Annotated in this window: 13 protein-coding genes; 6 read left to right on the top strand and 7 right to left on the bottom strand. The window is 69.8% G+C overall.

The window, feature by feature from the left end:
- The first annotated feature begins 375 nt into the window (after positions 1–375).
- Positions 376–948, top strand: coding sequence for a hypothetical protein (locus tag IVW53_15040; GenBank protein ID MBF6606881.1), 573 nt, complete (start codon positions 376–378; stop codon positions 946–948).
- Between the two features lie 12 nt (positions 949–960).
- On the opposite strand, the gene IVW53_15035 is transcribed toward IVW53_15040, so the two are convergent.
- From IVW53_15035 to IVW53_15010, 6 genes are all read right to left on the bottom strand, one after another.
- Complete coding sequence (locus tag IVW53_15035) at positions 961–1,236, bottom strand: hypothetical protein (GenBank protein MBF6606880.1); 276 nt, start codon at positions 1,234–1,236, stop codon at positions 961–963.
- Positions 1,237–1,361: 125 nt separating this feature from the next.
- On the bottom strand, positions 1,362–1,754 hold the full coding sequence (locus IVW53_15030) for a PIN domain-containing protein (protein ID MBF6606879.1): 393 nt from the start codon (positions 1,752–1,754) through the stop codon (positions 1,362–1,364).
- Positions 1,751–1,993, bottom strand: a complete 243-nt coding sequence (locus IVW53_15025) for a ribbon-helix-helix protein, CopG family (GenBank protein ID MBF6606878.1) — start codon at positions 1,991–1,993, stop codon at positions 1,751–1,753. Before IVW53_15025 ends, IVW53_15030 begins: the two co-directional genes overlap by 4 nt.
- A 327-nt stretch (positions 1,994–2,320) precedes the next feature.
- The gene (locus IVW53_15020; GenBank protein ID MBF6606877.1) at positions 2,321–3,532 is read right to left on the bottom strand and encodes an ABC transporter permease; all 1,212 of its coding nucleotides are present in this window, start codon (positions 3,530–3,532) and stop codon (positions 2,321–2,323) included.
- The gene (locus IVW53_15015) at positions 3,529–4,191 is read right to left on the bottom strand and encodes an ABC transporter ATP-binding protein (GenBank protein MBF6606876.1); all 663 of its coding nucleotides are present in this window, start codon (positions 4,189–4,191) and stop codon (positions 3,529–3,531) included. The genes IVW53_15020 and IVW53_15015 overlap by 4 nt, the downstream gene beginning before the upstream one ends.
- Positions 4,192–4,205: 14 nt before the next feature.
- Positions 4,206–6,113 (bottom strand): HlyD family efflux transporter periplasmic adaptor subunit, encoded by a 1,908-nt coding sequence (locus IVW53_15010; protein ID MBF6606875.1) that lies wholly within the window; start codon positions 6,111–6,113, stop codon positions 4,206–4,208.
- A 315-nt stretch (positions 6,114–6,428) separates the two neighbouring features.
- Between IVW53_15010 and IVW53_15005 the strand changes: the two genes are divergently transcribed.
- Genes IVW53_15005 through IVW53_14995 form a run of 3 tightly spaced genes read left to right on the top strand, consistent with a single transcriptional unit; the run spans position 6,429 to position 9,674 of the window.
- Positions 6,429–7,601: a glycosyltransferase family 4 protein gene (locus tag IVW53_15005; GenBank protein MBF6606874.1), complete on the top strand. Its 1,173-nt coding sequence runs from the start codon at positions 6,429–6,431 to the stop codon at positions 7,599–7,601.
- Positions 7,594–8,700, top strand: a complete 1,107-nt coding sequence (locus tag IVW53_15000; protein MBF6606873.1) for a hypothetical protein — start codon at positions 7,594–7,596, stop codon at positions 8,698–8,700. Before IVW53_15005 ends, IVW53_15000 begins: the two co-directional genes overlap by 8 nt.
- Positions 8,697–9,674, top strand: coding sequence for a glycosidase (locus IVW53_14995; protein MBF6606872.1), 978 nt, complete (start codon positions 8,697–8,699; stop codon positions 9,672–9,674). The genes IVW53_15000 and IVW53_14995 overlap by 4 nt, the downstream gene beginning before the upstream one ends.
- Positions 9,675–9,731: 57 nt before the next feature.
- Here the strand turns inward: IVW53_14995 and IVW53_14990 are convergent, their stop codons facing one another.
- Positions 9,732–10,334 carry a PadR family transcriptional regulator gene (locus tag IVW53_14990; protein MBF6606871.1) on the bottom strand — a complete coding sequence of 201 codons (603 nt, stop codon included), beginning with the start codon at positions 10,332–10,334 and terminating at the stop codon, positions 9,732–9,734.
- A 222-nt stretch (positions 10,335–10,556) separates the two neighbouring features.
- On the opposite strand from IVW53_14990, the gene groES reads away from it, so the two are divergent.
- The gene (gene groES, locus IVW53_14985) at positions 10,557–10,856 is read left to right on the top strand and encodes a co-chaperone GroES (protein MBF6606870.1); all 300 of its coding nucleotides are present in this window, start codon (positions 10,557–10,559) and stop codon (positions 10,854–10,856) included.
- Positions 10,857–10,931: 75 nt separating this feature from the next.
- A complete protein-coding gene (gene groL, locus IVW53_14980) occupies positions 10,932–12,554 on the top strand; it encodes a chaperonin GroEL (GenBank protein ID MBF6606869.1) in 1,623 nt (540 codons plus the stop codon).
- Positions 12,555–12,604 lie beyond the last annotated feature (50 nt).

Genomic DNA, 12,604 nt, shown 5'->3' with positions numbered 1-12,604 from the left:
GAGGTCGGCGAGCTGTGCCAGGCCGAACAGGGTGAGCCCGAACGGGGAGAGCAACCGGGACGTGGGGAGAGCCGGCGGGTCACTCGTCGCGCGCCGCGGCATCGTCAAGCGCATGCCCGAATAGTACTGGTCACCCGCGCTCGCCGGTACTGGTCACCCGCGCTCGCCGGTAGCGGTCACCCCCGCCCGTCGGTAGCGGTCACCCCCGCCCGTCGGTAGCGGTCGAGCCGATCCGCCGCAGCGTGAGAGCCTTCTCATCCACCCTTCATCGCTGCCATACGTCGGCGGGGCGAGGATGCGGTCGTGCCCGTCGAACGAACGCGCCGTCCCCCTGATTCACGTCTCGTTCATGTGCCGCAGCGAGGATCGACTCCCATGAACGCACTCGAGACGCGCAGCCTGTCCGCCGCGCCCGGAGCCACGGGCACCGACGAGCGGGTCGAGATCATCACCAACCACCTGCGGGCGGCGGGCACGGTCGCCATGGGGCGGTTCCCGCGCCTGTCCGACCTCATGAACCTCGGGGCCGGCTTCTTCGTCCTGCACGACGCCGTCCTGCTCGATCGGACCGGCCGGCCGACGTCGTCGGACACCGCCCCGGAGCTGTGGATCGACCGCGACGAGATCGCCTTCATGGGCGAGCCGACCGTGGCGCCCTGGGCCCGCCGCGAGGAATCGCTCCTCGTGCGCAAGGCACCCCGGCGGATGCTCTTCATCACCGGCGGCCACCTCGTCCGGGGCGATGCGTATCTCCACGAGGAGGCGTGCCTGCCGGCGTTCGTCGAGTCGGCCGAGTCGCGCTTCATCCCGCTCACCGGCGTGATCGTCCGCCAGCTGAGCGACCGGCGCCTCATCGCCCGCTACCCGTTCGGTCTCGTGAACCTCACCGCCGTCGTCGGCGTCAGCGAGCTGCGGCCGGCCCCCGGCGCGCAGGTTGCAGGGAGCTGATCGGCGGGCTGCTCACCATGGGTGGCGCCCCGAGGTCGTGTACTGGAAGGGCGTGCTGAAGTGGCTCGACGGCCTCGCAGTGGGCAACAGCCTGCCGGGCGTGCTGCGCGCCTCCCGGTCCCGCCAGTCCCGGGGCGCACGGAGGAAATCGTCGCCCCTTCCGCGGTCCACGACGAGGAGCTGGGGATCCTCTTCTGGCTCCTCGATGAGCTGGACCGGTTCGGGGAGCAGCGCGAGGCTCCGCCCGCGGTCAATCTCGACGGCGACGCGGTTCGGCCCGCGCGGCACGCTACCCCGTTCGCGAACCCGTCCTCCGTCACGCCTGCGCGTCGCGGGGTCAGAATCGGCGCCGCCGGATACCACGGTGGACGATCCGTGCTTGGGGGGTGACTCGCCTCGATGGGCCGATCCTTTCACGGGAGCGTCTCGAAACCCGCGGTTCGGAAGTCGGCGTCGAGGACGATCGCACGCTCGATCCCCTCCCGGCGCATGAAGGCGAAGCTCGTCCGGTCCACGAGGGAGACTGATGACTCGATCGTGTCGCGGAAGGCTGTGACGGCATCGGCATGAAGCGCGGCGTCGACGGGCGCCACGTCCAGGGCCGGGATTACGCGATCGATGAGGTCGGCCGCGACCGCCGGGCCGAAGCGCCGGCGTGCTACCGCCAGGGTCTCGACGATGACGTAGGCGTGCGTCGAAAGCGCCTCGGATCGCCCCAGCGTGAACGCGTCGACGGCTCCCGCATGCGCCGCATCGTCCCGGTCCACGAGGGCGAGGATCCCGCTCGAGTCGACGAAGAGAGTCACCAACGGTCTCCCGCCAGCACGGCGTCGTGATCTCGCGCAACCGAGCCCGTTCCGGATGCCGCCGAGCCGGCCGCGGCCAGGAGCCTGTCGATGCGGCCGCTCTGCCGGGCGTCCTCGTCGGGCACGACCCGGTCGACCGCGTCGCGGATGACCGCCGCAAGGGACACGTGCCGTCGGCGCGCCTCCCGACGGAGTCGTTGCACCTGAGCTTCAGTCAGGGAGATCTGTGTCCGGATCATGCCGGCATGATATCAGTCGCACCCACAGTGATGTAACTCGGCTGTCGAGTCGAGGAGAGGCACGCCATCGGTGACATCTGTCCTCCAGGCGGGCGCTCGTCAGCCGGACCCGGACACCTGCTCACCTGGCGGTCGCCTGGCACCGCTGACAGTGGTGCGAGCGGTGCGCCGCGCACGACCGGACCCTATGTTGCCCCGCGTACCGTGACGAGTGCCCACCTGAGGGTCGTCTGGCACGATCGGGCGGTGCGGCTCGCGGGACCGGCTCCGCTCAGACCGCCGGCTCGCGAGACCGTCTCCGGTCCGATCGCGAGTGACCCGGCTGCCCTACTCGTAGCGGAGTGCGGCGATCGGGTCGAGGCGGGCAGCCTGGCGGGCCGGCCAGACCCCGAAGACGACGCCGACGACCGCGCTGAATCCGGCGGCGACCGCGAGCGTGATCGGGCTGAAGACGAAGCCCCAGCCGGCGATCTGACCGATGGCGGCCGAGACGAGGAGGCCGACGACGATGCCCACCACGCCGCCGAGGAGCGACAGGGTCAGCGCCTCGATGAGGAACTGGAGGAGGATGTCGCGACTCCGGGCGCCGACGGCCTTGCGGATCCCGATCTCCCGCGTCCGCTCGCGGACGGAGACGAGCATGATGTTCATGATCCCGATGCCGCCGACGACGAGCGAGATCGAGGCGATCCCGGCGAGCAGCACGGTGAGGAGCGTCGAGACGGACGAGACAGCGCCGAGCAGCTGCGTCTGATTGTTGATCGTGAAGTCGTCCGTGCCTCCGGCGGGGATGGCGTGCCGGCTCTCGAGGGCCGTGGTGATCTCGGCCTGGACCGTGGTCATCTGATCGGCCGTCGCGACGCTCACGCCGATCGTCCGGACCGTGACGCCGCTGACGAAGTGGTCCTGGGCCGCACCGACCGGGATGAGGATCTCGTCGTCCTGGTTGGTGAACCCTGCGCCACCCTTGGGCTGCATGATGCCGATGACGCGGAAGGGGATGCCGGCGATCGAGATGTCCGTCCCGATCGACGTGGCGCCGAGACCGAGATTGTCCGCCGTGGTCGCCCCGAGCACGGCGACGCGAAGCTTGTACGAACCGCTCGCGGGGGTGAGGAACGTCCCGACCCACATCGTCTCGTTGCGGACGATGGCGTAGTCGGCCGTCGTCCCGATGATCGCTGTGGTCGTGTTCTGGGAACCAGCCACCACGATCTGCTGGGATGAGATCTCCGGTGCGACGGCGCCGACACCGGGAAGCTTCGAGATGGCGGTTGCGTCAGCCAGGGTGAGCGTCGTCGCAGATCCGGCCCCGCCACGCGTGAAGCCGGTCGTCAACCGGCCCGGGTTGACGGTCAGGAGGTTCGTGCCGAGGTTCTGGAGCTGCGTCGTGATCCCGCGGGTCGCGCCCTGGCCCACCGCCACGAGAGCGACGACCGAGGCGACACCGATGATGACGCCGAGCATCGTGAGTGCCGCGCGCAGGCGACTCGTCCGGAGGCGCGACAGGGCCAGCAGGACGAGGTCGAGGGCGTTCACGAGAGGACCCGCCCGTCGCGGACGTGGATCTGGCGATTCGCCGCCGCCGCGACCTCCTGGTCGTGGGTGATGAGGACGATCGTCCGGCCGCTCGCGTTCAGCTCGTGGAGGAGGCGCATGACCTCCGCGCCGCTCGCGCTGTCGAGGTTGCCCGTCGGCTCGTCGGCGAGGAGGAGCGCGGGCTCCGTGACAAGCGCCCGGGCGATCGCGACGCGCTGCTGCTGTCCGCCGGACAGCTCGGTCGGTTCGTGGTGGACCCGGTCGCCCAGGCCGAGCCGCTCGAGCGCCGCGCGAGCCCGTGCCTCTCGCTCGCGGCGGCTGACCCCCTGGTAGATGAGCGGCGTCGCGACGTTGTCGAGGGCGGTCGCCCGGGGGAGCAGGTTGTACGACTGGAAGACGAAGCCGATGGACCGGCTCCGAAGGGCGGCGAGGCCGTCGTCGTCGAGTTCGGCCACGGAGGTGCCGTCGAGGATGTACCGACCGGCGGTCGGTCGATCGAGGCAGCCGAGGATGTTCATGAGGGTCGTCTTGCCGGACCCGGATGGACCCACCACGGCGACGAACTCTCCGGATTCCACGGCGAGGGTCACGTCCACCAGGGCGGTCACGTCGATCCGACCCGTGTGATACGTCCGGCCGACACCTTCGATCCAGATGATCGGTGCGCTCACGGTCAGTTCCCGCCGCCGGTCCCGCCCGCCGGGCGGTTGCCGCCACCCCCTCCGCCGCCGGGTCGGAAGATGCCACCACCGCCGAGGAGCCCGGGGCCGCCGGTCGTCGTGGTCGTCCCGGTCCGAGCCGCCGTCGTCCCGACAACGACCTGGTCACCTGCGGACAGGCCCGACTGGATCTCGGCGAGCGACGAGGTCACGAGTCCCACCGTCACCGGCACGAGCTGGACGGCACCGCTCGGACCGAGCACGCGAACCTCGTACTGGCCGCCGCTCCCGACGATCGCGCTGGACGGCACGGCGAGGACGTTCGCGGCCTGCTGGATCGTCACCGAGACGCTCGCGCTCATCCCCGCTGCCGTCCCGGCCGGCGTGGAGTCGATGGCGACGACGATCGGGAAGCTCACGATGCCGCCGGAACCGGACGACGATCCGCTCGGGTCGATCTCCGTCACGGTGCCGGTGGCCGTCTGTCCCGTCGCGGTGATCGAGACCGTCGCCGTCTGGCCGACCTTGAGCGACGGGTAGTCCGTCTCGGTGACACTGGCCGACACCTCGAGCGCACTCGAGGCGACGACGACGTCCGCTCCTGACGGCGCCTGGGCGCCGGCCACGATGTTCACCGCGTCCACGACGCCGTCGACCGGGCTCGTGAGCGTGGCTCCGGCGAGGGCCGTCTTCGCCTGACGCAAAGAGTTCTCGGCTGTCGTCACTCCCGCCTTGTCGGAGGCGATCGTCGAGGCGATGGCGGGAACGATCTTCGAGGCGTAGCTCGCCTGGGCGCTGGTCAACCCGATCTGGGCCGAGGCGAGCTGGCTGGTCGACGACATGTCGGTCGACTGGACCGAGAGCTTGAGCGAGTCAAGGGCCTGCTGGGCCTGGGTGACCGCGTTCTTGTCGGCGCTGATCGTCGCGCTGTTCGGGCCGGCGGCCTGGTCCGTCGTGAGCTTGGCCTGCGCTGTCTGGAGCGCCGCTTGCGCCTGGGTCACCTTGAGCTGGTTCTGCTGCGTGGCATCGCTCACGGAGGACTGTGCGCCCTGCACCTGGAGCTGGAACGAGGCGAGGGCCTGCTGGGCCTCGTTCACCCCGTTCTGGTCGGCGGCGAGCGTCGACGCGGGCGCACCGTTCCTGGTGTCGGTCGACAGCTGCGCCTCGGCCGCAGACACGGCCGCCTGGAGTTGTGTCTGCTTGAGCTGGTTCTGTTGCGCGGTCGCGGAGGCGGCGTCGTTCGAGGCCTGGATCTGCAGCTGGAGGGAGGCGAGCGCGTCCTGCGCCTGGGTGACCGCGCCCTGGTCGGCGCTGATCGTCGCGCTCGGCGGCCCGGCCGCGACGTCGGCCGCCAGGTTCGTCTGGGCGGTCTTCAGAGCTGCCTGCGCCTGACTCATCTTGAGATCGTTCTGTTGCCTGTTGAGCGTCGAGCTCTGCTGTGCGGAGGAGATCTGCTGCTGTGCCGACTGGATCGAGGAATACGCGGTCTGGCGGTCGGCAGCGGTCGGTCCGGCGGCATCCACCGCGAGCTTCGCCTCGGCGACCGCGAGATTCGCGGCCGCCACCGCGACGGAGGCCGCCGCGTCGGTCGTGTCCGCCGTGGCGAGGACGGTTCCCTTCGTCACGGTCGCACCGGGCGTGACGGCCACGGTCCTGACGAGCCACGCCGATCCACCGGAGGAGGCGGTCGTGGCGGTGCTCGCGTGGATGATCGGGGTCGCTCCGAACGAGAGGTCGTACGCGATCGAGGCCCGGACCGATCCCGTGGCGACGACCGCCTGCGAGACCGTCGTCACGCTGGCCGTCGCCGTGATGTACTGGCTCGTGCTACCCGCCCCGCCGGTCGGCACGAACACGACGTATCCGGCCGTGCCGAGCCCGACAGCGAGCAGCACGAGCACCGCGGCCACCTTGAGTCTCATTCGAACGTTCGCCTCGCACACAGGGAGCGGATCCGGGGCCGCGGCCATCGGCGGCCCGGCATCGCTCGCGGAAGATGGAGCGGGCGACCCGCCCAGTCTCGCCGCCGACCGATGAGAAAATCCTGAGACGGAGCAGCCGCCCGGACGGATCGAGCGCGACGTCGGTCACCTTCGGGTTCCGGCGGTACCATGTGTCAGCCAGACGCGGTTGCCGGCTGGCCAGGCGCACGACCAGATCACCGGCATCCGCACCCGTCGTCCAGCCGAACTCCTTGTTCGCCCTGCTCGGCATCTGCATCCCGAGAGGAGCGCTGCATGGGCATCCGGACGGCATTCGTGTCGACCTATCCACCCCGGCGCTGCGGGATCGCGACGTTCACCCGCGACCTGGCCTCCGTCGCCGGAGCGCACGAGATCGTCGCCCTCCAGCCGGCCGGCCAGGTGGAGCCGTACCCGGTGGAAGTCCACCATCGCATCCGGCGGGACGTGGATGCCGACTACACGCGGACGGCCCGAGCGCTCCGCGACTGCGATGTGGATGTCGTCTCGATCCAGCACGAGTACGGCATCTGGGGTGGCGACGATGGTGCCCGGGTCCTGGACTTCGTCGCCGCCCTCGACAGGCCGGTCGTCGCCACGCTCCATACGGTCCTTCGGCACCCGACCCCGTCCCAGCGTCGTATCCTCTCGCGGCTCGTGCGGGACGTGGCGACGACCGTGGTGATGTCCGAGTCCGCCGCGTCGCTCCTGACCACCGTCTATGACGTCGACTCGAGCCGGGTGGAGGTCGTGCCACACGGAGTCCCGGATCTGAAGCTCGTCGACCCGGACTCCGCCAAACCGGCCCTGGGCCTGGTCGGCCGGCGCGTCCTGCTGAGCTTCGGGCTGCTCGGCCCGGGCAAAGGGTATGAACTGGCGATCGAGGCCATGCCGGCCATCGTGCGCGACGTGCCCGATGCCTGCTACGTGGTGCTTGGGGCGACCCACCCGGACCTGCTCCGACGGGAAGGGGAGGCCTATCGTCGGAGCCTGGTCGCACGGACCGATTCGCTCCGCATGGGCGACCACGTGCGGTTCGTCGATCGTTTTGTGAGCCGGGGGGAGCTCGGGCGATGGCTCCAGGCGGCAGACGTCTTCGTCACGCCGTACCCGAACCTCGACCAGATCGTGTCCGGCACACTTTCCTACGCGATGGGCGCCGGCCGAGCCGTGGTGTCGACGCCGTACACATATGCGACCGAGCTGTTGGCCGACGGACGTGGCGTGCTCGTCCCGCCGCGCTCCCCCGGGGCCCTTGCCGACGCCGTCGCCAACCTCCTCACCGATCCGGGTCTGCGAACGGCTGTCGGACGTCGGGCCCACGAATACAGTCGTCCGATGCTGTGGCGATCGGTGGGCGCGGCGTACATGCGCGTGTTCGAGCGAGTCGCGAGACTGACGCCGGTCGCCGCGACCGCCCGGGCGTCGATGTTCCCGATCGGTGTCTGACGTCGCGCCGCTGTACCCCGTCAGTCGGCGGCATCTCGAGGCGCTCACCGACTCCATCGGGATCATGCAGCACGCGGTGGGACGTCGCCCGAGCCCGGAACATGGGTACTGCACGGACGACGTGTGCCGCTCGCTCACCGTCGATCTCCTGCATCGGCGTGAGCTGGGCTGGGCGGCTGTGAGCGCCAGCGCGTGGCGCTCACAGCGGTTCCTCGCGGATGCGTTCGAGGTCTCGACCGGCCGCTTCCGGAACTTCCGTGCCGTCGACGGCACCTGGCTCGACTCGCCCGGATCCGAGGACGCCCATGCCCGGGCCGTGCTGGCCCTCGCCGAAGCGATGCTGGAAGCACCCGACGAGGCGTTCCGCCATGCCGTGACCTCCCTGTTCCACCGTGCGCTCCCGGCGACGCTCCGGTTGCGGGCGTTACGTCCCCGGGCTTCGGCCCTGCTCGCATGCGACGCCGCCCTGCGGGCCGGCGGGACAGGCGATATCGCGCCGACGTACCGGCGACTGGCGACGAGTTTGCGGGCGGAGTTCGAGGGACCGACCGTGACCGTTCGGTGGCCCTGGCCTGAGGCCGTGCTGACGTACGAGAATGGACTTGTGGCGCGAGCGTTGATCAGCGGCGGGGAGTTCCTCGACGCGCCGGACATGGTCCGCCTCGGCGGGCAGGTCCTCGACTGGCTGATCGAGGCCCAGACGGCCTCCGATGGACACCTGACGACCGTCGGCAACCGGGGGTGGTGGCCACGAGATGGGGTGCGCGCCCGCTTCGATCAGCAGCCCATCGAGGCCACGGCGCTGCTGCTCGCAGCCGAGATCGCCTGGGAAGCCACCCACGAGGACCGCTACCGCCGAGCCGCCGAAGCCGCGTACGCCTGGTTCCTCGGCGGGAACGATCTGGGTCTGGCGATCGCGGACCCGCAGGGAGGGGGCTGCCGCGATGGGCTGACCCCCGTCGGCATGAACCACAACGAGGGCGCCGAGTCGACCCTCATGTGGCTGATCGCACTGGAGCACATGCGCGCCATGCGCGGCCGTTTCACCCTCGAGGCCGCATCGCCGGGTCTCGTGGCAGTGTCAGTGACAGGAGCGTGACAGCCTTGGACCATCTCCTCCAGCGGGCCGAGAACAACCCGATCCTCACGGCTGCGGACCTGCCATACCGCGCCAACGCGGTCTTCAATCCCGGCGCGGCACGGGTCGGTGAGGAGACGATCCTTCTTGTCCGGGTCGAGGATCTGCGGGGCATCTCGCACCTCCAGGTGGCGCGCAGCCTCGACGGTGCGACCTCCTGGCGTTTCGATGCCGAGCCGCTGCTGCAGCCGGTCGAGCAGCACCCGGAGGAGATCTGGGGCTGCGAGGATCCACGCCTCACGTGGCTCGCGGACCGCGAAGAGTGGGCCATCGCGTACACCGCGTACAGCCGTCGCGGACCGCTCGTGTCCCTGGCCCTGACGCGCGACTTCCGCGAGGTTCGTCGGCTCGGTCCGGTGACGCCGCCGGAGGACAAGGACGCGGCACTCTTCCCGCGCCAGATCGGCGGACGGTGGGCGATGATCCATCGGCCGTCCCCGCTCCGCGGTGGGGCTCACATGTGGATCTCGTTCTCGCCCGACCTCCGTCACTGGGGCGATCACGAGCTCCTCCTGGAGGCGCGCGATGGCGCATGGTGGGACGCGGGCAAGATCGGCCTGGGACCGCCCCCACTCGAGACCGCGGAGGGCTGGCTCGTGCTCTACCACGGCGCCCATGCCACCGCGGCGGGTCCCATCTATCGGGTCGGTCTGGCCCTCCTCGACCTCGACGATCCCCGCGTCGTGCTCCGTCGGAGCGACGAGTGGGTGTTCGCTCCCAGCGCGGCCTATGAGCGCGCCGGTGACGTCGGCCAGGTCGTGTTTCCCTGCGGGTGGATCCTCGATGCGGCTGCCGACCGCCTGTCCGTCTACTACGGCGCCGCCGACTCGGTGGTCGCCCTCGCGACTGCATCATTCCGCAAGGTCATGGACAGCATCGGGACTGCCCCTCGACACCAGCGTCGCCGGACGGCGGACGATCCCGACTGGTCGTAGCCGACCGAGGTGGACGGCCATCCTGGTCGCACGCCTCGAGATCGACTCACGCCTGGGTCAGCCCTCCGCGGCGGTGTCATCCACCCGGGCGCCCGCCGCGATCCCCTCCCAGAACTGGACCGCGGCCCGCTCGTAGAGGAGGCCCATCGGCAGCGTGACTCCGCGCCAGTGCTCGACGGTGCGCGGCGCCGCGTCCGATCCGTCGTGCAGGCCCTCGGCGCGCCGATCCTCCTCGTAGCGGGCGAGGACGGCGCGATGGATCGCGAGCTGAGCGACCGCCAGAGCCCGGCGCTGGTCGGCTGGCCCCAGATCCGCGAAGAACAGCTGGAGCAGGCCGGCATCGCGCAGTTCGGTCGGTTCCGGGGAGGGCTTCGCGAGCCACGCCCTGATCGCCGCGCGGCCGCGGCCGGTGATCGTGAAGAGCCGTCGTCGCCGCCCATCCGCCTCGCGCTCCTCCGTCAACAGCCCCAGCTCGACGAGGCGCGGCGGCTCCTTGTAGAGCAGCGCGTGGGGGAAGGACCAGAAGTGACCGATGGTCGTCGCCACGTGGCGCTTGAGCTCGTAGGGAGTGGATGGACCTTCGCGCTCGACCAGGCCCAGCACGAGGTATGACGTCGAGGTCAGGCGTGCGGGCGATTCGGCCGGGGTGTCGATTGACATAGTCCAGATAATACCATACGATTGCGACGGTTCAGCAGAGACGATTACCCGGCTTGTCCCGCACGGCTGAGAGCCCGCCTCGGACGTCTCGGCCGCAGGCCGCGCGAACCCCCATCCGCCATCCGCAGAACGACCTTGAGGAGGAACCATCCCATGGCCACCGCGACCGCGACCAGACCCGCCCACGCCTCGAAGCCGACCGCGCACGACGCCACGTCGACCATGAAGAAGCTCCGACCTCTGGGCGACCGCGTCGTCGTTCAGCCGACTCCCGGCGAGGAGACGACGAAGAGCGGCATCGTGATCCCGGACACCGCGAAGGAGAAGCCCCAGGAGGGGACGATCATCGCTGTCGGCCCCGGCCGCATCCTCGACGATGGCAAGCGCGAGCAGATCGACGTGAAGAAGGGCGACAAGGTCCTCTACGCGAAGTACGCCGGGACGGAATTCAAGCTTGACGGCGAGGACCTCATGATCATCGGCCAGAAGGACATCCTCGCGGTGGTCGAGAGCCGACCGTAGGTCGGGCCCCGGCTCCGCCACGCCCCGGCAGCTGCCGCGAGGCCAACCGCACATCCTGAAAGGACAACACACACCATGGCCAAGCAGCTCCTCTTCGATGAGATGGCGCGACGAAGCCTCAAGCGCGGTGTCGACCGGCTGGCCGACGCCGTCAAGGTGACGATCGGCCCCAAGGGCCGCAATGTCGTCCTCGACAAGAAGTTCGGCTCGCCGACGATCACGAACGACGGCGTGACGATCGCCCGTGATATCGAGCTCGAGGATCCCTTCGAGAACATGGGCGCCCAGCTCCTCAAGGAAGTCGCGACGAAGACGGATGACGTCGCCGGCGACGGAACGACGACCGCCATCGTGCTCGGCCAGGCCATCGTGGCCGAAGGCCTCCAGAACGTCAGCGCCGGGGCCAACCCGATGGGTGTCAGGCGGGGCATCGAGAAGGGCGTCGAGGCGATCGTCGCGGAGATCAAGAAGCAGTCGCGCCCGGTCGACAACCGCAAGCAGATCGCGGCGGTCGCCGCGATCAGCGCCGCCGATCCCGAGGTCGGCGAGATCATCGCCGAGGTGATGGACAAGGTCGGCAAGGACGGCGTCATCACCGTCGAGGAGGGCCAGAGCCTCGGCCTCGAGACCGAGTACACCGAGGGGATGCAGTTCGATCGAGGCTACCTCTCGGCGTACTTCGTCACGAACGCCGATCGCATGGAGGCGGTCCTCGAGAATCCGCTCATCCTCATCACGGATCGCAAGATCTCGAGCGTCAAGGACATGCTCCCGGCCCTCGAGAAGGCAGTCCAGCAGGGCAAGCCCATGGTGATCATCGCCGAGGACATCGACGGTGAGGCGCTCGCGACCCTCGTCGTCAACAAGCTCCGTGGCACGGTGTCGGTCCTCGGGGCGAAGGCGCCGGGCTTTGGCGACCGGCGCAAGGAGATGCTCCGCGACATCGCCATCCTCACCGGCGGCACGGTCATCAGCGAGGAGATCGGTCGCAAGCTCGACAGCGTCGGGCTCGAGGACTTCGGCGAGGCCCGTCGCGTCGTCGCCACGAAGGACGACACGACGATCGTCGACGGCGCCGGCGCACCGGACCAGATCAAGGCCCGGATGAGCCAGATCAAGGCGCAGATCGAGGACACGACCTCGGACTACGACAAGGAGAAGCTCCAGGAGCGCCTCGCCAAGCTGGCCGGTGGCGTCGCCGTCATCAAGGTCGGTGCCGCGACCGAGGTCGAGCTCAAGGAGAAGAAGCACCGCATCGAGGATGCCCTCTCGACGACCCGCGCGGCCGTCGAGGAAGGTCTCGTCGCCGGCGGCGGCACGACCCTCCTCCAGGCCATCCCGGCGCTCGACAAGCTCAAGCTGGAAGGAGACGAGCAGGTCGGCGTAGATATCGTCCGCAAGGCGCTCGAGGCGCCGGCCCGCCAGATCGCCGACAACGCCGGCGCGCGCGGCGAGGTCGTCGTGGAGCAGGTCCGCAAGGCCAAGATCGGCCACGGCTTCGACGCCCTCAAGGGCGAGTACGGCGACATGTTCAAGAAGGGCATCGTGGACGCCGCCAAGGTGACCCGCTCGGCGCTCCAGAACGCCGCCTCCATCGCCGCGATGGTCCTCACGACGGAGACGCTCATCACGGACATCCCGGAGAAGAAGCAGGCCGTGCCCGCCGGCAACGGCTATGGCGGAGACATGGACTACTAGACCGAACTTCCAGCGCCCGGCGGGCCTGATCGGGGCCTGTCACGACCCTT

This window comes from Chloroflexota bacterium (assembly GCA_015478725.1).
In the GTDB taxonomy this organism is placed as follows: Bacteria; Chloroflexota; Limnocylindria; order Limnocylindrales; family CSP1-4; genus C-114.
The sequence above is the reverse complement of the archived record's forward strand: the minus strand, read 5'-3'. Positions and strand labels throughout refer to the sequence as shown.